We start from the raw sequence: 21,500 nt of genomic DNA on the forward strand, positions 1-21,500 counted from the left end.
TCGGTTCCGGTGTTGTCGGCCCCGGTGTTGTCGGTTCCGGTGTTGTCGGTTCCGGTGTTGTCGGTTCCGGTGTTGTCGGTCCCGGTGTTGTCGGTCCCGGCGTCGTAATACTTGGCGTCGTAAAGTCCGGAGTGGTCATTGTAAACGTCGGTGGCGGCGTAATTGGTGGTACCGGAATCACCGGGAAGATGATGAATCCCGGTAGTCCCGGTATTGCCGGTGCCGCGATCGCTACAGGGCTACCCGGCTGAGTACCGAATCCACGGGCATGCGCATTATCACCAGGGTTAATGTATGTATTACAGCCGTCAAGAATCAGGCTGTCTTTAGCCTTGATCTTAATTTGATCTGCAGTAATCACCAGGCATCCCACACAACCGATAGCCAGTTCACCACCGGCTGTCAGAGAGAATGCACCACCGACGCCCATCTGCATTGCACCGCCGACCGCAACCGAATGGTAACCACCGACGTTAGTGGAATAAGCACCACCCACGTTAATAGCATATGCACCGCCCACGTTATACGAGCTGGCTGCCGCGATATTCATGGAATAGGCAGCACCATATATCCCGCTGAAGGCACCGCCGATAACAACAGAATCCGACAGACCAACAATACGGGAGGCCGTACCGACGACATCCTGGGAGAAGTTAGCACCCACAATCTGGCTGCTGTTAGCCCCGACCATACTGCTCTTGTTCACCCCGACCGTTTCACTGCGGTTAACACCGATAGTAGAGTCCGAGCTCACACCGATAGTCTGGGAATGATTGACCCCGATAAGCTGAGTTTCGTTCAGTTTGGTCACACGGGACATATTTCGTTCCGCCTGCTCCCAATACTCTTCCAGCCCCGGTTTGTCATCAAAACGGATACCGTTGTAGTTGGTTTTACCGCCGCCGATGGTACGGCTGATTAAACCACTCTGTGTACGGTTTGCCGGCAGATCCCACGGTGGTGGTGTCGCGTTATTGTACAGACTGCCGATAATCATCGGACGATCCGGATCCCCGTGCAGGAAATCCACAATCACTTCCTGACCAACGCGCGGAATGTAGATACCGCCGTAGTTATCCCCGGCCCATGACTGCCCTACACGGATCCAGCAGGAGTCGGCATCCGTATTTTTACCGTAGCGATCCCACAGGAAGCGGACTTTGACCCGGCCGTATTCATCAGTCCAGACAGTCTCACCCGGCGGTCCGACAACCAGTGCAGTTTGCGGGCCGTGTGTGAACGGCTTGGCGATAGTCTGTGGTGGCCGGAAAATTTTTGTTGTCGGCTGCACAACAAAACTGGTGTAGATGCTGAAATCATCACTGTCAGACTGCTGGTTAATTTCAGTAGCCCGGAGCTGATTTGAAATCACCAGATATTCACGGTTTGCTTTGGATTGCGGGTAATTTGTCAGTGTAAAGGTCGTACCACATACAACAGACCGGATTTCACCGGAACCCACAGCACGGGCGCCCAGACACCCCTGTTCCTCACTGCGGACACGCGCCAGGAATTCCCCTACTGACGGATCATCATAGTCCCCCGGCCACTGATACTGCTCATACTCATTAAAGTTGGTTTTACGCGGCTTTTTATCCAGCGCGGAGATATCAGCACGGGATTTTTTAAAGTCATAATCCGATGTCAGCCACTGCCCTGACGTAATCGTTTCCTGAGCACCAAACTGATCGATATATTCCTGACCATCTTTCGGCTTATCAGACTCATACCGTAATGTATGATACGCCGGACTGAATGTACGTTTATGCGCCCCGACATGGTCAACAAGTACCAGACGATTCTTCAGATCAGAATGTTCATAGAACCAGTAAATGCCCCATTCTTCCATCAGACGCTGGATGAAATCGAAATCGGTTTCACCATACTGAACCTGAAAGTCAAGCGGCGGATAAATCGCAGATAAACGCTTTTCAATCGGAAAATGGTAATCAGATAAAACTTCATCAATAATATCGACGACTGATTTCTGCTGGAAAATCTTATAATCAGAAGTCAGTGTCGTCAGATTCAGCCACGGACGTACGATAAATTCATACATCGCCTGATTTTCATCTCTGCCGATAAAACGGGCGCGCTCAACAAGTCCCGTAATCTCTCTGTGTCCCTTACCGGAACCCCGTTCAGTTTCCAGTCCGTTACCATCCAGTTCGATAATAACGGTCATCTGCTGCCCGATGAATTTTTTCAGATCAAGGTTTGCCGCAACCTGCCACGGAATGGCCGGGTTTGCGGGTGTTTTCGCAACCACCTTGTACTGATACAACGCTGACAGGGCTTCCTCGCCCTCCAGTGTTGATATTGCCAAGCCCGGCTCACCTGCTAATTCCGGCATTGCCGAGCAATATAACGTTAATGTTCGAGGCATATTCACACCTAATTGGTTTGATACAAATCAAATTTGTATTAAGTACATAATTAAACGGAGACATCCGTGTTTCTGATATCTGTCTTAATTGAGTCTAAAATGTTTCCCTGCCGATTCAGACGCCATAGCCAGGCAGAGTCAAAAGACTTAATACAATGAGGCCAATTCATCCATGGCATCGCGCTAACTCCTCCATTGTCATTGATATTACAATCCGTATACGTCATTTCAGATACCAGAACGTCCAAATTGTTCTTAAACTGAAATCCGGGTTTCAGGAGTACTGATTCCCACAGCGGAGAGTAATATCGTTGCAGCGACGTAACCCAGTTTCTTAATTTCTTTTCATCAATCACACAATTTTCATTTTCAATATGAAATGAAATTATCCGTGAACACCAGAAAATAACATTTGATGCTGTACTCAGATGTTTTATCGTCCATTTATCCGTTGCCTTTGTGTACAGAATCACGCATTTATCATCACTGAGAAAACTGAAAGCACCGAGATAAAACTCGTCTTTCTTTTCTGATACCGGTACAACAAAGCACCACGGGAAATGTTCTGTAATCACTCTGCTGTTAAGCGATTGATTGATATTTAACTGGCTGCACTGGCGGATAACATGCTGAATTACGTGATTACCCTTAATTCTTTTTCTTCCTGAACCATTTCCCAATCCTGAGAAAATTGTCTTTATTTTCATAATAAGCAGCCATTTATCAATATAAGGAAATCGCTCTGATAATTAATAGGAAAAGTCCACAATTAAATAAGTAAACGAATATTCTTAATTATAAATACTTATTTCTTAGATATTTACCGGGCACTTGAAACTCTTCAGCATTTTATTCACCGGTTTACCTTTATAATTTAATCCGTTGATATTTATACTGACATTTTGATCACCCAGCCGGTAAATCAGCGTCTGTTTAGCCGCAGATATATTTTTTTGTTCGCCCGCCATATCCATCCAGTGCAGCAGCGTCCATTCACCCATCAGCACGCGCTCTTCGGTATTTTCTGAATTATCTGCGGAAACGGCATTCATTGTGATCGTATTTTCGGTATCCTGCACCGGCCATTTAAATGATTTAGGCCAGACTGGTCCGTGTTTGTAAGTCAGTGCTGTTCCGTTAATATTAATACCAAACTGCAAAATCCGCGGCGACAATGCCGGGATACTTGCGCTAAAACTGAAAGAAACATTCTCACTCATCCCGTTACGAAAAAAGGCTTTTTTGATCTCCCGGGCCTGTTCGAAAAAACGCAGCACCTCCCGGTCTTCATTTCCGCGCAGATCTTCCCGTTTATAGCGCCATGGCGACACACTGGTATCCACCAGTTTTTCCAGGTTCTCTTTATAGTAAGCGTCCACTATACCGCCGGGCCCGAAGAAAACTTCAAACTCCTCAAGGCTGACTTCCTCTTCGCTGTCCGCAAAGGGATAGCTGCCCTGAAAAGAGGCGACACACATGTCGCCTAATTCCGTTTTAACTGCTTCATTCGTTTGCAGTGTGAACTGCTGACTGAGCTTTACGGATATTCCTCCCAGCAGCGGCATAATGATAGCCTTAAGTGGTGCAGGCCAAAGCCGGGACTCCGCTTTCAGACGTTTTTCCGCTTCTGACGGGTAAGGCAGCGCGCTGCCGTCCTCCATTGCTGATTCCGTGATCACCAGATAATTGTGCTGATCCCCCAGCATACTGATGATTTTATTCAGTCCGTTATCAGCACCCTGTCCCGCCTGAATCCTCCGGTTTCCCGGCTGTGGTGACGTATCCAGATTGATTAAGCGGTGCAGTGCCGAAAAACGGCGATCCACATTGTCATACAGGATTTTTGTTTCCCGTTGCGACAGTGCTTCCTTCACCGTCTGAATATCTTTCAGGTTACGGGTGACCGACCCCAGACGCCCGGTTGTCAGATTCCGGCCGGCCTGGGTTTTGGACAGATCCGGCAGTTCCGATTCCTGTTTCGCGAAATCAACAGATAACGCGGTTTCATGGCCGATCTGTGTAATCATATCAATCAGCGGTGAATCCGGCGCACTGAGGATTTGCAGAGCGTACATATCAAACGTGGTATCATTTCCCACCGCCGCATCCGGCACAATTTTCTTCAGCTGAATGCCGTTGAGGAACTGATTCCAGACTGCCACATATTCCTGAAGATAGAGTTTCAGTACCGCTTCTTCTGTCTCCGTCATATAAAAGCCGTCCAGCTGTTTGATATCGGCCGGCCGGGCTTCACTTTTCTGCCCGGTGATCCAACCGTCCTCTCTCTGGATATTTTTTACATAATCAGTCAGTTTTTTTTTAAAAACCTGATGATACCCGGCATTAGTGAAAATGCCGGGAATACCGTTCAGTGCCAGTGACTCATCACTGATTTCCAGAATACTGCCCAACTGGTCACCTGCCAGTTTGTTCAGTGTTATATTTTCAGGCGCCTCCGTCATCGCCTGTTCTTTAACTTTCTGGTACAGGCGAGAGGCTAACGGCTTTTTTTGCAGAACCACACGCGCGGCAGCCACAAGGCGGTCATTAATCTCAGGGTTATACTGGCTCCACTGCGGATCGTTAAACAGCTCTTCCAGGTGAGAAACAAAGACAATGGTCTGACCGTAGTTTTCAATCATCCGGTTTGCCTGTGCTTCTTCAGTCAGCGTTTTAATCAGGTAATCTTTATCAAATTTCCCTTCGCCGTGCAGCATCAGATAGGTTTTCAGTTTGTCGTAAATGGCATCCGAATCATCCGCCGTTACGGCGTCAAACAGGGACTTTTCAGCCATCCGCTCCAGTGAGAACAGCATCCAGCGTTGCAGGAAATACTGATAAATCTTGTCTGATTCCTCACGGATATCAAAACCGACGTACAGGCCGTAACGGTAAGACAGACGCGGATCTTTAAAGTCAAACACGCCCAGTACCGGAATATCCTGAGTCAGTGAGAGCATCTTCGCCAGCAGGCCGTCACTGTTATTTTCCAGATACTCATCCAGTACCGTTGACACCTGCTCCACTTTCACCGTTGCATCATCGAGATAGTTCCGGTTGTTGTGATAACTGATCACCAGTGCATAACAGAGCCAGACCGTCAGCAGAATCGTCAGCAGATGACCGGCCAGTGTCTGGAAGCGGTACTTGGCGGTCAGCGCCAGATTGTAACGCACCAGATTGCGGTCACGGATAAAGTTTTCAAACAGCTGTTTCAGGAAGAAATGCTTACCGTTGACGGTTTCCTGAACCAGACGATCTTCCGTATCCTCGGCTTTGTCAGTAACCACATCCCCCAGGCTGTTTGCCATATCCCGCCATTTCTGAACAATGGTGTTCGGGTTAAGCAGAGACTGCATGGTTGACTGCGTGCTGCTGGCAAAATAGATGCCGCGCAGTGAGGTATACTTCTGTGTATCATCATAACGGGACGGCGAGAACACGTTCTGACCGAACTCTGTGATAGAGTCCGCCAGTAACCGGAAATCCTGCGGCAACTGATACATGCGTTTACGCGTGGTAACATCATATTCATCCAGCATACGCGCGGTCATGTCTTTATCGAGACGGCTTTCCAGCGAGGATAACTCATTGCGCAGCACATCGCGGATCTCGACAATCGCATCGGATTTTTTCTTTTTCTCACCAAACGGCAGGGTAAAACCCCAGATCTGATCGCGCTCTTCCACCGTCAGCGAGCGGAAGTATTCATCAAAACCTGACACCATATCCATCTTGGTGATCATCACATACACCGGGAAACGCACCCCTAACTCATGGCGCAGCATATCCAGTTGTGTTCTGAATTTTGATGATAACGCATACAGCTCTTTCTTATCTTTCCCCATCAGGTCAGTCACCGGGATGGTGACCACCACACCGTTGAGTGATTTCAGCGGACGGTTTTTCTTAATCGCCTTAACCAGTGCTTCCCACTCACCCGCATTTTCATCTGATTCATCGATGTATTTACCGGAGGTATCAACAAAAATAGCTTCGTTGGTAAACCAGCATTCACAGTTTGCGGTTGGTGTACTGTCACGGGAAACGCGCAGCAATTGTTCCGGTAACGGAAATTCCTGACCTGATGACAACACCGCAGTCGTTTTACCGGCGTCCTTCGGACCCAGCATCATGTACCACGGCAGATCGTAAACCACCTTTTTCGGACGCCAGAAATGACTCCAGCGGGAAATTTTACGGCCGGTATGCGCCACATAACGGGCCGCATTATTGATAACGGCGACAACTTCCCGGTAACGCTCAGTAGCACGGACCGGATCAATGCTGCTTTTCTTAAAAAAGCGATCCAGCTTTTCCGGGTTGTAACGCAGCATGGAGATCAGCAGCCAGACACAGTACAGCAGTGTCACCAGCGTAATGACCCCGATAACAATCAGGCGCGGTGTGGTTTCCTCAAACGGATAGGACTCCCCGAGCAGCAGATAGGGCGAGAAAACCCAGAATGTCACGCAGAGTGTCAGTACCGCGAGCAGAAAACAGGGAACACGGCACCAGAGTCCGATAAAAATAACAGCCAGCAGAACAATGAAGATGATCCGCGGTACAGCGTCTTCAAGCGGACGGATCTCACCATAGCCGAATGTCGGTCCCAGGTACCATATGATGGCGGCTGCTAATAAAAAGAAAAGAAATATCAGAAATCTTTTTAAAAACCGCAGTGCAAATGTTCGATTCCAGAATGACATTTTATAACTCACAGATAGGTAACATAAACGACAACGCGACGGTTAAGCGCACGCCCTTGTTCATCTTTATTACTGCTGACCGGTTGTGAAGCCCCCATGCCTTTTGTCTCAATTTCCTGCGCCGGGATCCCCGCTTTCACAAAGAAGTCCCCCACAGATTCAGCACGTTTCAGCGAGAGCTCCTCGTTACTGGCAAATTTGGCCCGTCCGATAGGCACGTTATCCGTGTGTCCGGCAATGACCACCTTACCGTCAACACGTTTCACTTCATCCGCCACACGGGTGAGGATTTTGTCCATTTCAGGTTTGACTTCTTTACGGCCTGAAGGGAACATCGCATCACCACGGAACGTCACAATACTCTGCGGACCACTTTCATCCACCTCAACCAGTCCTTTGGCAATTTCATCTTTGAGCAGGATAGCCAGACGTAATTTCGGTACACTGACGGCAAGCTGAGTATGTTTCAGCTCGCCGTGTTTCAGCGCCGCAACCCGGTCATTAAATTCCCCGAGATCGGCAGAAAGCCAGTATTTAAAGACGGAAAACAGGCTGATCAGAATAAATGCGCAGATAATCAGGGAAATACGCACCGGCAGATATATCCGGCGCACCTCATGGTCTTCCTGGGTCACTGTCGCATTCGGTGATAATGCCGCCGGCACAGAGTCACGGGTACTCTGCTGTAATGACAACAGGCGCTGGCGGATTTTATTCAGCTGGCGATCACCGTTTTCGATGATGCTGTAACGGCCTTCAAACCCGAGTCCGAGAATACGGGACAAAATATCCAGCACATCGGTATATTCCTGCGGGTTCATGGACAAACGGCCGATCAGCAGAAAGAATTTGTTCCCCCCGTCGTTATCCCCTTCAAAGTGGTTCAGCAGGTTACTCTGCGACCAGCCGGACGCCAGCCCCCATGCTTTGGAGTGGATGGATTCATCAATCGCGGTACAAATGGCATAACGGATAATGGCCATTTTCTGCCACGGGATACTCACCGCATCACACACGGCAGTAAAAGTGGCAATTTCGTTTTTCAGACTCTTTTTGAGGATCTCCACCTGTTTCAGGTCAGCGACCTGTTCAGGCAGTTCACTGAGTGCCCGCAGCAGCGGCTGTACCGCCTCAAGTAACGGATCTTCCGCCCGGCTGACACGCTGAATCCGGGCCTGAATACTTTCACTTTTAATTGCAAGATCACGGTAATCAATTTCATCCTTACCCAGCGGATCACTGTCCAGCGGAGCAAAGAAACTGCCGTCATCATGCAGAAAAGCCCCCATTGACTGGGGGGACTGCTCTGCCTGATGATCCGTCAATGCGCCGTCAGGACCTTTTTTGTCCTGATCGTCATCATCACCGTAATTGTCATTGAACAGGTTCATTAATCCCTCACGCCCCAAAGCTCAAGCCGTATCCCCGGGAAGTCCCCTGCAACGTGAAGAGCAAGAGAACCGCTGTTGAGGATATTTTCCCAGTAAGGTCCCTGCTTCATCAGTTCAAAGTACAGATATCCGGAGGTATAAGGTATTTGTCTCGGCGGAACCGGCAGATTGCGTAAAATCAGCCCCGGCAGGTGAGAACGGACCAGTTCCTGGAGTTTATGCGGTGAGCTGATTTTGGTCTGTGCCACAAACTGATGCTGCATAACATCCTGCGGCAGCTGTGATGATGCGGCGAGCACCAGGTTGGAGAACCCGCGCAGTTCGCTCGGAATAACCGACGCCGTCCAGACACCGTGCTCCTGGCGCACCAGCGGAATGCTCTGACCGGAACGCACCAGCATCTGGTTCAGCAGGCCGTGAACTTCATCCACCAGTGGCCGGATGGAGGCATACAGGTTGGCGTGATCATAGCCCGGTGCCATATTCGGCCGCCGTGTTTTCGCCCGCAGGAATGTGGATAACTCCCCGGCAAACTTCGCCAGCTCCTCATAAATCACAATCGGCGCGGTTTCAGGTATATGGCGCAGATGGTTTAAGATCGGCTCATATTTATTGAAGATCTGCAGTAACAGATAATCAACCACTTCCGCACTGGCACTGGCTTTACCGTCACTGGATGCCAGGCGGGATGCCAGCATATCCGCCCGCATTTTTACCAGCCCGTTCAGGTGGGTTATCCACTCCGTCAGCAGGTAGTTAGCCGCATAACCGGTAACCGGCGGGATATGATCCTCCAGATGCAGCAGCACACTGCCGTCCGGCTGAATAGCTTTGACTTTCGCCAGCGCAATACCAATCCATGATTCCGTCATTTCCGTTTCCGGCATCAGACGCAGACGCATACGCGCCAGCTGGATCGGTTTCGGTCCCTGGCGCACGGCGTTGGTATCATTAATTTCTTCTTCATACGACGAAAAACGGGCTAATGAACTGGTATCAAATTCATCAAAAATCGTTTCATCACTGTTATCAAGACGCAACGGTACAGCCAGATAAATCATCTTTCCGAGATGCTCGGCTGTAATGGTTAAAGGTTCAGGCTGCTCATCATGGCCCGGGATTCCGAATGGCGTACCATCAGGGAAAACCCCCTGCCCTGAACGTAAGACCAGCTTGCCATAAGACAATGCCTCACGATCAATCTCGTATTGTGCAAAACCCCAGAAGAACGGACTAATGGTCGCTGCACGTTTATGAGCAATATATTCAAAATAACGTTCTTGCTGCTGGAATAGCTGAGGGCGCAGGAACAATCCCTCACTCCATACGACTTTATTTGTTCTCACAACTCATCCATTCTCTTTGATTGACACAACTGAATTTGAAAATAAGACTTTAATTTCATGTTCAGGCCCGGTAAATAAAATGTATTTTTCAGTCCATGTTGCGCCGCGCAAATCTGATAACGGATATACGGCGCTCCATTTGGCATTATTGATATCTTTATAAGCTGCAATCACCCCGATATAGGGAAAATCTGAATTAATTTTATAATCAATTGTTTTTGTTTCACCCGGCCTGATGATATATTCCAAAATAAGCATTTCATTTTCAGGATTAGGTTTGTTTTTATATAAATAGGTTAAATAATCGGTACTTAAAAATGATTGCTTTGATTTTACAGCATAAACAAATACATTCAGTGGTGATGGCAGTTGGTTTTTACTTTTATTGATTTCAGCGCTGGCCACCAAACTAATTTTTAGTTCTGATTCAGACTTAGTTTCAGACGGGGTTGATTTTGAAGTACTGAAAAAACTGCACCCGGTTATCAGAAAGGATATTACCAGAGCACACAGGATATTCGTTACCTTAAAAATGGTATGATTTTTTTCTGTATTATCGGACATATGACCATGCCTGGCATTATGAAAATGCTGATATGTATAAACAACTAAGAATAATTAAATAATATTGTCCGCCATCAAAAATTGCAAACAATTAAATATGTATAAAAATAATTATCGGGGATAAAAACCTGCTGCCTGAAAACAGCAGGTTTTATTCCGATATAAAATGTTATCAGCTGATCAGGTTAGCTTTAACATCGTAGGTAGCTGCGATAGTACCTGCTTTGTTACCTTCAGCATTCTGGATAACATATTCCTGAGTCATCTTAGTGAAGGAGAATTTAACCACTTCACGCGGACGGCTTTCGTCTTCGATAGAGCCCTGCATCGCAACATCAGTGATGATAACATCAGTGAATTTGATAATCAGGTATTCCAGCGGAGTACCACCCGCTTTACGGACAGTAAACTGGATGTCTTTAATGTGTTTACCAGATAAGCAGTAGCTCAGCAGGTTCGGGCTTGCTTTATCGGTATAGTGAACAAATGTGAAATCTTCCACAGTTGCTTTACCGGAACCGCCGCCTGAACCGCTGTGCATATTGGACTGCTGGTTTACACCCCAGCGCCATGACAGAACTTCAATTTCATCCTTGTGTGCGTTATCCAGTGCTTCACCATCGATGCCTGCGATTCTTAAAAACATATCTTGAGCCATCTGTATTTCCTCTTATTAATGCATTAATCAAATTGCTTTGACAGGTAACCACACCCTGTGGTGACCACTTGTGTTATGCCGGGTATCGGACCTGATATCCTTATGGTTCTCACCGGCAATGAACTGCTGTTCCCTTTATGAAGCGGGGGAATATTGTTTCAGGACGCGATTACGCTGCACCTTTCAGTGACGGTAATTTAGCGACCATACGTAAAGAAACAGTCAGACCTTCCAGCTGGAAGTGCGGACGCAGGAAGAATTTCGCCTGGTAGTAACCCGGATTTCCTTCCACATCCTCAACCACCACTTCTGCGGCAGCCAGCGGACGGCGTGCTTTCGTTTCCTGGGAGGAGTTAGCCGGATCTCCGTCAACGTAATTCATCACCCAGTCATTCAGCCATTTCTGCATATCATCACGCTCTTTAAATGAACCGATCTTGTCACGGACGATACATTTCAGATAATGCGCGAAACGGGAGCAGGCAAACATGTATGGCAGACGAGCTGACAGGTTAGCGTTAGCTGTTGCATCCGGATCATAATATTCCGCAGGTTTCTGCAGAGACTGCGCGCCGATAAATGCAGCATAGTCTGTGTTTTTACGGTGAATTAACGGAATGAAACCATTTTTGGACAGTTCTGCTTCACGGCGATCAGAAATCGCAATTTCTGTCGGACATTTCATGTCCACGCCGCCGTCATCACTCGGGAAAGTATGGCACGGCAGATTTTCCACCACACCGCCACTTTCCACACCGCGGATAAGCGTACACCAGCCAAAATGTTTGAATGAGCGGTTGATATTCACAGCCATGGCATATGCCGCGTTTGACCATGCATATTTGCTGTGATCAGAACCGTCAGTGGTTTCTTCAAAATCAAACTCGTCAACCGGGTTGGTACGGATACCGTATGGCAGGCGCGCCAGGAAGCGCGGCATGGCCAGACCGATATAACGGGCATCCTCAGACTGGCGCAGTGAGTTCCATGCTGCATATTCCAGGTTCTGGGTAAAGATTTTAGTCAGGTCACGCGGGTTGGACAGCTCCTGCCAGGAATCCATCTGCATAACAGACGGAGAAGCACCGGTGATAAACGGTACGTGTGCAGACGCAGCGACTTTCGCGATAGACCCCAGCAGATCAACATCCGGCGGAGTATGATCGAAATAGTAGTCAGCAACCAGGCAGCCGTACGGCTCGCCACCTAACTGGCCATATTCTTCTTCATAAACCTGTTTGAACAGCGGGCTCTGATCCCATGCCACGCCTTTATAGCGTTTCATGTTACGGCGCAGTTCATCCTTGGAGATATCCATGAAACGTAATTTCAGTTTCTCGTCGGTTTCGGTGTTATTGACCAGGTAATGCAGGCCGCGCCATGCACTTTCCAGCTGCTGGAACTCTTTGTGATGCAGAATCAGGTTAATCTGTTCTGACATCTTCAGGTCGATTTCCGCAATAATTGACTCGATATTTTTATACGCGTCATAGGAAATCGTAATTGAATTCGCCAGAGCCTGTTCAGCCAGTGTTTTAACAGCGTTTTGAACCGCCGTTTTTGACTGTTCAGTTTTTGATTTAAATTCCTGCGCAAGCAGAGAACTGAAATCACTTTGTTCCTGTGTCTGCGTCGCTTTCGCGCCCGCGTTTTTCTGAGTATTTTGAGCTAACATATCTCTGTCACCTACAATTCTTAATCGTCCTGAGACGGATCTGAAACTTTGTCTTCACGCTTCGGTGCTGACGCCAGGGTTTTCAGCAATTCTTTATCCTGCAGAATTTGCATGATCAGACCTTCCGCCCCTGCTTTACCATCCATGTAGGTTTGCAGGTTAGTTAACTGAGTGCGTGCCTCCAGCAGCTCAGCCAGTGGCTCGATTTTGCGGGCAATTGCATCCGGCGCAAAATCATCCATGCTTTCAAATGTGATATCGACCATCAGCTGACCGTCGCCGGTTAAGGTATTTGGTACAGCAAAAGCCACGCGCGGCTTCATACCCTTCATGCGGTCATCGAAATTATCAATATCGATGCTCAGGAATTTTCTGTCAGTAACAGGCGGAAGCGGCTCTAACGGTTTACCGGATAAATCCGCCAAAACACCCATTACAAATGGCAACTCGATTTTTTTCTCACTACCGTAAATCTCGACATCATATTCAATCTGCACGCGGGGAGCGCGGTTTCTTGCTATGAACTTCTGAGCACTACCGTTATTAATTCTCATACCGTGTTTCTCTTTTTTTGTTTAATTTGATTAGTAAAATTACTAATATTACTTCACTCAAATTAGCCGCTTTCATTAACCAAAAATAATACCAGGCTGATGACCAATGGCGTTATTACATATTAAACATTATTACTGAATATAAACTGAGATAATTCCGCTTCTCGTGAACATATTATGTTTATATAAACATCACGACTATTTATAAATAACTTCTAATACTGTTTTAGCTTCCACATTACCTGCAGATACAGCGTTTCCTCCGGCATAATAAGATACGTAATAATTCTTAGATACCGAGGAATTCGTACTTGGTATATCGTATACTTGCATTGATGCCGGATTATCAATCGCAATATGCTTTGACGATGCATCACGAAGTCTAAGTTCAACGTTTTTTGCAGATCCGGCATCTGTTTTGTTTATCAGATTTTCTGTTACAGGATTTAAATTACCCGCAAAGCTTTTGAAAAAAAGATTTACTTCAACCTCCGTCGGACAATCTTTCAATGCAACAGTAAATAAGGTACCTCCGGCTTCCTTTCCCGGTGAAGATAATGTCTTGTATGAAATTGTCGGTAATACGACTGTTTCATTTGCCGATGCACCATTAACCGAAATATCACATGTATTCTGTTGATAAATTCCCTTGAACTCAACGTTCATTTGACAATTATCACATATAATTTCTGCGTTGGCGTATGTAAATATTCCTAAAAGCGTAAATAAAGATATTGCGCCGGAGAATAATGATATTCCGCACTTCTTGAATATATTGATTAAATACATTTAACCTCCACCTGAACCACCGAGTCACCGGCAGCCGATATTTTCTGTGCAATAGCCGCTTCCGGATTAATCACACACTCACCGACAGTACCTGATTTAGCAGATAATGCACCGCTGCTGCCATCCCAACCCCGCAGGTAGGCCATTCCGGCCTGACCGACAATCGTCTGATATTCACCGTCACCGCCATAAATATTGGTTCCGATTGGCAGGAAGTTACCGTCTCTGCCTCTCACAATCAGGACAACAGGTTTACCGACATTGGTTTTAATTTTCACAGCAATGGCTGAACCATCACGCGGAACCACCACAACCTGGTCATCTATCAGGTCAACATCCGGTCCGGCTTTACTCGCATCGAGCCCGACCTGGTTTTCTCTGTATGAAGTAAGGTGAGGAACAATGGCGTAACCTCTGCCATCCACCTTACTGCCGGTGCCATTCAGCGCCGTTGTACCTTCCGCACCCTGCGCTTCAATAATGGCAAATGCTGAAGTACCTACAGACGGTCCGAGCGTTACACCGCCGGGATGGGCAACAATACTACCGTTGGCTGACACAGAGGCCTGACGGTTTGATTTGTTATCCATCGATGCTGTAACGCCATAGTTCCCGATGGATGTCCGGTAGTTAGCCGACCCGTTCAGACGATCACTGGCCTCAGAATGTGAATTCGCTGTTGCACCGAGATTATAACTCAGCTCACTCTGGTCTCCCTGACTGCCGGAAACAGATGTCTGGAACGCCGTATTACCATCCGCATTGCGGGTTGTCATTAACGACAAACTGCTGAACAACGGCTGGTAGTCAATTCCTCTGTTGAACGGAATATTGACATTAACCATATAGGTGTCGTCATAACTGTTTGCACCGGTCTTAGCGCGCTGATAGGCCAGACTATAGGAGAAATAGTTCAGGCTTTGCTGATAAGAAACACTCCACTGTGATGACGGCGAACGATCTGTCCAGTAATCGTAGTAGTTACCCATCACAGACACTGAGCTGTTACCCCATAAACGCTGATTCAGGTTAATTGAGTATTGGTTTTTGGCTCTGACTCCAAAATAATTATTAATTAACCTGCCCTCGTCATCCCGTTTCTGGTCATCATAGTTTTCCCCGCGATCGCGGATCATTGTCGCATCACGGAAATTAAGATAACCATCATTTGAGTAACGGTAGCTGGATACAATAAGGTTAGTATCTGTATCTTCAAACAAACGACTGTAACTGATACGGAAAGACTCACCTGACTGAGATTCATCTTTCAGATCACTGCGGGCGTGTGTCATATCGACTGAAATCCCGCCAAGCGGGGTATTCAGTGCATTACCGATAGCCACAGCTTTATAGTTTTCTGATAACTGGAAACCTGTATACCAGGTTAAAAAGTTATTGATCCCCTGCAGGAATTCACCTTCTGCCACCACAGGTGAACTGCTGGACGAATTATCGCGTAATTCCCCTACAGAGAGTGAGTATTGTATGGTATCCGGATGTAGCATCATCGGCGGCGCGGAGAAAACAATATCCCGGACTTTTTCACTGCCGTCAGCTTCAATAATAACCATCTGCAATGTTCCGTTAGTCCCCACTGCACCATAGTTTTTAATTTCAAATGGCCCCGGCGTTACTGTTGTTTCATAAATAGTGTAATTATTCTGACGAATTAAAACCCGGGCATTACTGTCTGCAATACCGCTGATAATAGGCGTAAAGTTATTGAGAGAATCCGGCTGCATTCGGGTATTAGTACCGACTATCGCACCTCTGATTCCGTAGGAATCAAAAATACGGCCATTGGTGAACGTTTCCCCCAGTGTTAAACGGCTTTTCCAGGGGGTAATATCGGTTTCGGCATAGAGCTGAATATTCTTATTACTGAAGCTGTCATTTTTTGACCATACCGAGTTACTGCGGTTCCGGAAGCGCCATCCCTGATAGTTAAAACCTGCCGTCCAGTTAATATTGGTATTATAATAAGTATCCTTGCTATTACCTACTTTATTATTGGACAGATAGCTGTTCAGGTTATAATCAACAAACAGTGCGGTAACCCCTTCATCCCAGCGGGACGGGTCAATATAATCTGAATACTGTTGTGACAAACTGGCCTGCGGAACTGTGATATTTAATGATAAATCTGCGGTATTATAATAATCTTTTGCATAGCTGACATAATAAGACAGTGGATGGCAAGTACTGCCGTCACTGACATTATTTTGATTTTCATCCGGCTGACTACCCAGACGGCTGTCCGGAATAATCCCCAGCGCTTCTATCTGCTCCGGGGTAAAACACGCATCAGCCCGTTTATTATTGGTGATATTCTTGAAAAGAATGCTGCGTTTCCCGCGGTTATTATCATTGAGAATAACATCAACTGTATAGGTTCCTTCCGGGACCGGATTACCATAACTATAGTCAGAGACGTCAATATTCAGTCCCTGAATAAAATCGGAATTATACTCTACTTTATTATCAGAACTATTATTTTCATCCGCCAATAACGCAGTATTACCAAATGATACGGCAGGAAATAAGAAAGAACAGAGCATTAATCTCCATTGATGTTGTCTCATACTAATACCCCTGTTATTGGCAGTTACACTCCTTGTTAACTGCCTGATAAAATCCTTTTAAAACTAAACGGTTTTATTTTACGGTGGCAAAACCTGAACCTGATTTAGTAACTTTTGTTACAACTTGCGCACCATAATCATTTAAAATTGCATAAGTAAAATCCGTTATATTTCCATTCAGTATCTGTGAACCCTCATTTTGAGAATAAACAGCTGAAGACCCGGGAGCAATCATGTCACCGTCTAATTCAGTTTCTTTTCCGTTGATCTTTGCTTTTATACCGGAAACTGAAATATAATACGGGGATGGATTTTCTACTTTTAATCCTGTTCCTTTCCCGGGAATATTAATGACACTCCATTTCAATTTATCAAGATAAGAAACAGAGGACTCTTTACGCAAAGCTTCCGGTCGGTAAAAAAGTTTAATTCTTGTTTTGAATGCAATATCTAATCGCTGTGTAAGATTTTTAGTGTCTTCACTTTCAGTCGGAATTTCCATAACATTAAAGTAATAGACCGACTCTTTATCCTGAGGCAGTGTTTTACCATTATAAATAACCCGGATACTCTGCCCTTTTCCCGGTTCGATTCGTACTAACGGTGGTGTAATAACGAAGGGTAAACCAGGATTGTTAATATTATTAACATCAACACCATCGTCAGCCCATACCTGAATAAGTGCCGGCTTGGATAAGTCTCTGTTATTAATTCTGACAACCTGCTCTTTTTTTCCGCCATCAAATATAATACGGGTTCCTTCTACAATAACCGCACTATGAGCCACCCCGGTAAAACCGGAAAAGAGAGCTGCAGTCAGTAACATCTTTAGTAATTTAACCAACATAATAACCTCAGATAATTAAAAAAACAGAGCCAGTAATGGCTCTGTTTATACATCTATTACTTATAAACCAGAGTGTACATAACTTTAGCAGATACATCCCCTGCAGTGGTTGCACCGCTGGCGTAGTAACCACCTGCATAATTAAATGTATGTTCGCCCGTAGAACCCGGCAGCCATTTACTTACGTCACCAATCTTGGCGTGACTCTGAACACCATCGTTGGTATTGTAGATTTTAACCTGCACATTTTCAGCGCCGCCCTGTGTATTGTTTTTCAGGTTACCTGTTGCAGGATCCCAAGGCGTTGTGCTGCCGACAGGTTCAAAGTGGATACCGACTTCGTTGAATTCTGCCGGGTTAGCCTGAGCCGGGCACTTAACAGTGATATTGAAGGCTTTAAAACCACCTTCTTTACCGCTGGCATCCAGTGTTTTGATAGAAACAGCATCCAGGGCAACCGTCTGATCCTTATCACCTACAATTTCACAGGTTTCTGTAATCAGTTTACCTGTGAATGTTACTGTTCCCTGACCTTCTGCAAAAGCGGAGGTGCTTGCACCGGCAACTAAAGAACCAGCAACTAATAATGCTAACTTCATTTTGTTCATATCTATATCCTTAATATATGATTTATATACTTCACTGCCTTCCATTAAACGGTTACCGTGTCTTATTCAGAGGTGACGGTAAATCCATTTTGATTATCGCAACTCAGGATGACCTTCTGAATTGCAGATTCCGTGTTCCGGTTTAAAATATGTAAACCGATTTTTGGTAAAATATTTTGTTCGATGAAACGAATAAGAATTCGTGCACCGGTTTCAGCTACAGAACACTGGCTGATAATTGAGTTCACCACATCATCGCCATATTCAAATGCAGCATTGTGCTGTGCAGACAGACGCTGACCGACACGATCCAGATGGATACGGACAATCCGGCCCAGCGATTCATCCTGTAACGGATAGTACGGCACGACACTCAGACGTCCGAGGAACGCTGCCGGGAACACTTTCAGCAGTTCCGGCTGCAGTGCGGTACGCATACCGTCCAGATCCGGAGTCGTATCCGGGTCTGCACTCAGACTTGAAATCAGGTCACTGCCGGCATTACTGGTCAGTAAAATGATGGTGTTTTTGAAGTCAATCACACGCCCTTCACCATCCTCCATCCGGCCTTTATCAAAGACCTGGAAGAACAGTTCGTGAACATCCGGGTGCGCTTTTTCCACTTCATCCAGCAATACAACGCTGTACGGTTTTCTGCGGACAGCTTCCGTCAGGACACCACCCTCACCATAACCGACATAGCCCGGAGGAGAACCCTTCAGAGACGATACCGTGTGAGCTTCCTGATATTCACTCATGTTGATGGTGATAACGTTTTGCTCACCGCCATACAGCTGCTCGGCAATGGCCAGCGCAGTTTCGGTTTTACCGACACCGGACGGCCCGACCAGCATAAAGACGCCGATAGGTTTACGCGGATCTGCCAGTCCGGCGCGTGAGGTCTGGATCGATTCACTGATAATATCCAGCGCATGCTGCTGACCGATAACACGCTCTGCCAAATGATTCGGCAATTCCAGAACAGCGTTCAGTTCATCTTTCATCATCCGGCCTACCGGGATCCCGGTCCAGTCCGCGACAATAGATGCCACAACCGCTGCGTTGACTTCAGCCTGAATAACCGCATCCTCACGCAGATTCATACGGATGGTTTCAAGCTCTTTTTCCCGTTCAGCCAGCTGTTTTTGTAACTCAGCCAGTTGTTCTTTCTCACTGAGTACTGCAGTTTCGGTGATCACTTCAGCTACCGCGGTATCGCTGCTTTCAGCTGCTGCAGTGTGTGACTCTTCTGCTGCCGGCACAGAGGTATCCGCCGGTTTTTCACCGTTGATCAATGCCTGAATCCGGCCACGAATTTCCACAATTGCAGCTACGGTAGATTTTTCTTTCAGCCAGCGGGCTTCCATTTCTTCTGCCAGTGCGGCCTGAGCCTTAATATCATCCTGCAATGCATTCAGCGTACTGCTGTCTTCACGGCCGAAATTGAGTGCTTTTTCTGCCAGTGACAGTTCGGACGATGCCGTCTGTGTCTTATACTGCAGTTCCTGCAAATCCTTCGGCGGGATATTCTGGGCAACCGCAACACGGGCACAGGCCGTATCCAGCAGGCTGATCGCTTTATCCGGCAGCTGACGTGCAGGAATATAACGGTGAGATAAACGCACGGCAGACTGAAGCGCTTCTTCCATGATCCAGACACTGTGATGTTTCTCCAGCATCGGTACCAGGCCGCGTAACATGGCCACGCTTTTCTCTTCCGAAGGCTCTTCGACCTGTAACACCTGGAAACGACGGGTCAGCGCCGGATCCTTCTCAATATGACGTTTAAACTCACTCCAGGTTGTGGCACCGATGGTTCTCAGTTTGCCGCGTGCCAGAGCCGGTTTTAATAAGTTTGCCGCATCACCGGTTCCGCTGTTGCCGCCCGCACCGACCAGGGTATGGACTTCATCCACAAACAGGACAACCGGGTTCGGAGAAGCAACCGCTTCTTCCAGAACAGATTTCAGGCGGGATTCAAATTCGCCTTTCATGCTGGCACCCGCAGAGAGTGCAACAACATCCAGATTCAGCAGGCGGACTTTCGCCAGCGGCGGCGGTACATTACCGGAGGCAATAGCCAGGGCCATCCCTTCCACCAGCGCGGTTTTCCCCACACCGGCTTCACCGGTCAGTAACGGGTTGTTCTGACGGCGGCGCAGCAGAATATCAATCATGGTATTGATTTCCTGCTCACGGCCAATTACCGGATCAATTTTTCCTTCACGGGCCAGCGCGGTCAGATCTGTGGTGTATTGCGCCAGTGTTGCTTTACCCTGTTCGCCGCCCATGGCATTGCTCGCTTCACCCGGCATGCTGTTTTTGCCGCCGAGATCGCTGTTATCAGTAGCATTCTGCTCTGCTTCCGGTGAATCTTTGGTAATGAATGTCAGATCCGACGCCAGGATATCCAGCGGGATCTTGTCAAACACCGGGGAAATAGCTGATAACGCCCTGCGCAACTCAGTTGTTGTCAGGCAGGCCAGTAATAAATGGCCACTGCGGATAGCGCTTTCTGAATATTCCAGACTCGCACATACCCACGCGCGCTCAATCGCCATTTCAATATGATAAGAGAAATCAGAAATAGAACTGGCGCCTGACGGTAACCGCAGAAGTGCCTGATCCATTCCTTTTTCCATTAACTGGATATCGAGTTGAAAGTGACGGGCAATTTGCCGCAGGTCACTTTGTTCCTGTTGCCACAGCTGAACCATCCAATGAACAAGTTCAACGTATGGGTTGCCTTTTAATTTACATAGTGTCGTTGCACTCTCGATACTTCGGAATAAGGTTGTATCGAGTTTGCCGAATAAACTCTGTCTGCTGAAAGCCACAATTATTACCTAATCAAGTGTTGTTTATACTAACAATTCACCCTAAACAGGTGCACGGTTTATAAACACAATATGTATTACGCATCACCACGCATGCGTATAAATAACTAGCTGAACACATATCCGGAATACATAAACATAAATGTGTTTTCAGAAATACTTATTTATAATAAAAAAATGAATATTACCTGACAATGAGAATTAACCTTAAGTTTGTTCTTAAGGCTACGTTCTGATACTCTGCATTAATCCTTATATGCACTACACACTATCCTGAGGTTTACTTCGTGTCTTTTCACCAAGACTATTATGGAAAGAAAAAAAACACAACAAAATGGTAAAAGCAAATATGATAATTTAGAAAATTCTTATTATCACAATCAAAATAAATGTCTCGAAATGCCTATGTAAACAATCACATAAACACATGACATACCAAGCAAAATCAATGAACTAGGAAATATAGAACAAAAACCAACAATGAACATAAAATAATAAAAAAACAAAGAAAACCTTCGTTATTACATGAAAACATTATAATATTAGACTGATAC

The 21,500-nt window shown here is 46.5% G+C and carries 14 protein-coding genes and 1 pseudogene; all 15 read right to left on the reverse strand.

All coding sequences use genetic code 11. The annotated features are described in order from the left end of the window. A partial coding sequence (locus U868_RS26405) for a hypothetical protein (RefSeq protein ID WP_430623542.1) occupies positions 1–197 on the reverse strand: 197 nt, incomplete at its 3' end. A 464-nt stretch (positions 198–661) separates the two neighbouring features. Beyond that, positions 662–2,386: pseudogene (locus U868_RS0122220) on the reverse strand (type VI secretion system Vgr family protein); the annotation flags it as partial. A 50-nt stretch (positions 2,387–2,436) separates the two neighbouring features. Then, entirely contained in the window at positions 2,437–3,093 is a 657-nt protein-coding gene (locus U868_RS0122225; protein WP_025155205.1) for a hypothetical protein, read from the reverse strand. A gap of 105 nt (positions 3,094–3,198) precedes the next feature. Beyond that, positions 3,199–7,095, reverse strand: coding sequence for a type VI secretion system membrane subunit TssM (gene tssM / locus U868_RS0122230; protein WP_025155206.1), 3,897 nt, complete (start codon positions 7,093–7,095; stop codon positions 3,199–3,201). A gap of 8 nt (positions 7,096–7,103) precedes the next feature. Continuing rightward, positions 7,104–8,486, reverse strand: coding sequence for a type VI secretion system protein TssL, long form (gene tssL / locus U868_RS0122235; RefSeq protein ID WP_025155207.1), 1,383 nt, complete (start codon positions 8,484–8,486; stop codon positions 7,104–7,106). Beyond that, positions 8,486–9,832: a type VI secretion system baseplate subunit TssK gene (tssK, locus tag U868_RS0122240; protein WP_025155208.1), complete on the reverse strand. Its 1,347-nt coding sequence runs from the start codon at positions 9,830–9,832 to the stop codon at positions 8,486–8,488. The genes tssL and tssK overlap by 1 nt, the downstream gene beginning before the upstream one ends. A 3-nt stretch (positions 9,833–9,835) precedes the next feature. Beyond that, positions 9,836–10,396: a type VI secretion system lipoprotein TssJ gene (tssJ, locus tag U868_RS0122245; protein WP_025155209.1), complete on the reverse strand. Its 561-nt coding sequence runs from the start codon at positions 10,394–10,396 to the stop codon at positions 9,836–9,838. 172 nt (positions 10,397–10,568) lie between these two features. Further along, positions 10,569–11,054, reverse strand: a complete 486-nt coding sequence (locus tag U868_RS0122250; protein WP_025155210.1) for an Hcp family type VI secretion system effector — start codon at positions 11,052–11,054, stop codon at positions 10,569–10,571. 169 nt (positions 11,055–11,223) lie between these two features. Then, entirely contained in the window at positions 11,224–12,729 is a 1,506-nt protein-coding gene (gene tssC / locus U868_RS0122255; protein ID WP_025155211.1) for a type VI secretion system contractile sheath large subunit, read from the reverse strand. 20 nt (positions 12,730–12,749) lie between these two features. Then, positions 12,750–13,283 (reverse strand): type VI secretion system contractile sheath small subunit, encoded by a 534-nt coding sequence (gene tssB, locus U868_RS0122260; RefSeq protein WP_029991537.1) that lies wholly within the window; start codon positions 13,281–13,283, stop codon positions 12,750–12,752. Positions 13,284–13,481: 198 nt separating this feature from the next. Then, positions 13,482–14,072: a fimbrial protein gene (locus tag U868_RS0122265; protein ID WP_025155213.1), complete on the reverse strand. Its 591-nt coding sequence runs from the start codon at positions 14,070–14,072 to the stop codon at positions 13,482–13,484. Beyond that, positions 14,063–16,654, reverse strand: coding sequence for a fimbria/pilus outer membrane usher protein (locus U868_RS0122270; protein WP_080694414.1), 2,592 nt, complete (start codon positions 16,652–16,654; stop codon positions 14,063–14,065). Before U868_RS0122270 ends, U868_RS0122265 begins: the two co-directional genes overlap by 10 nt. A gap of 73 nt (positions 16,655–16,727) precedes the next feature. Next, entirely contained in the window at positions 16,728–17,501 is a 774-nt protein-coding gene (locus U868_RS0122275) for a fimbrial biogenesis chaperone (RefSeq protein ID WP_025155215.1), read from the reverse strand. Between the two features lie 56 nt (positions 17,502–17,557). Further along, positions 17,558–18,154, reverse strand: coding sequence for a fimbrial protein (locus U868_RS0122280; protein WP_051583104.1), 597 nt, complete (start codon positions 18,152–18,154; stop codon positions 17,558–17,560). A 17-nt stretch (positions 18,155–18,171) separates the two neighbouring features. After that, on the reverse strand, positions 18,172–20,946 hold the full coding sequence (tssH, locus tag U868_RS0122285) for a type VI secretion system ATPase TssH (protein ID WP_029991539.1): 2,775 nt from the start codon (positions 20,944–20,946) through the stop codon (positions 18,172–18,174). Positions 20,947–21,500: the final 554 nt, after the last annotated feature.

Source organism: Morganella morganii H1r (assembly GCF_000633515.1).
Taxonomy (GTDB): Bacteria; Pseudomonadota; Gammaproteobacteria; order Enterobacterales; family Enterobacteriaceae; genus Morganella; species Morganella morganii_B.

Excerpts from the sequence above, each read along its gene's own strand:
- tssC (WP_025155211.1), bottom strand. The coding sequence starts at position 12,729 with ATGTTAGCTCAAAATACTCAGAAAAACGCGGGCGCGAAAGCGACGCAG.
- tssJ (WP_025155209.1), bottom strand. The coding sequence starts at position 10,396 with ATGTCCGATAATACAGAAAAAAATCATACCATTTTTAAGGTAACGAAT.
- tssB (WP_029991537.1), bottom strand. The coding sequence starts at position 13,283 with ATGAGAATTAATAACGGTAGTGCTCAGAAGTTCATAGCAAGAAACCGC.
- tssM (WP_025155206.1), bottom strand. The coding sequence starts at position 7,095 with ATGTCATTCTGGAATCGAACATTTGCACTGCGGTTTTTAAAAAGATTT.
- U868_RS0122270 (WP_080694414.1), bottom strand. The coding sequence starts at position 16,654 with ATGAGACAACATCAATGGAGATTAATGCTCTGTTCTTTCTTATTTCCT.
- U868_RS0122225 (WP_025155205.1), bottom strand. The coding sequence starts at position 3,093 with ATGAAAATAAAGACAATTTTCTCAGGATTGGGAAATGGTTCAGGAAGA.
- U868_RS0122275 (WP_025155215.1), bottom strand. The coding sequence starts at position 17,501 with ATGTTGGTTAAATTACTAAAGATGTTACTGACTGCAGCTCTCTTTTCC.
- tssL (WP_025155207.1), bottom strand. The coding sequence starts at position 8,486 with ATGAACCTGTTCAATGACAATTACGGTGATGATGACGATCAGGACAAA.
- U868_RS0122250 (WP_025155210.1), bottom strand. The coding sequence starts at position 11,054 with ATGGCTCAAGATATGTTTTTAAGAATCGCAGGCATCGATGGTGAAGCA.
- U868_RS0122280 (WP_051583104.1), bottom strand. The coding sequence starts at position 18,154 with ATGGAAGGCAGTGAAGTATATAAATCATATATTAAGGATATAGATATG.
- U868_RS0122265 (WP_025155213.1), bottom strand. The coding sequence starts at position 14,072 with ATGTATTTAATCAATATATTCAAGAAGTGCGGAATATCATTATTCTCC.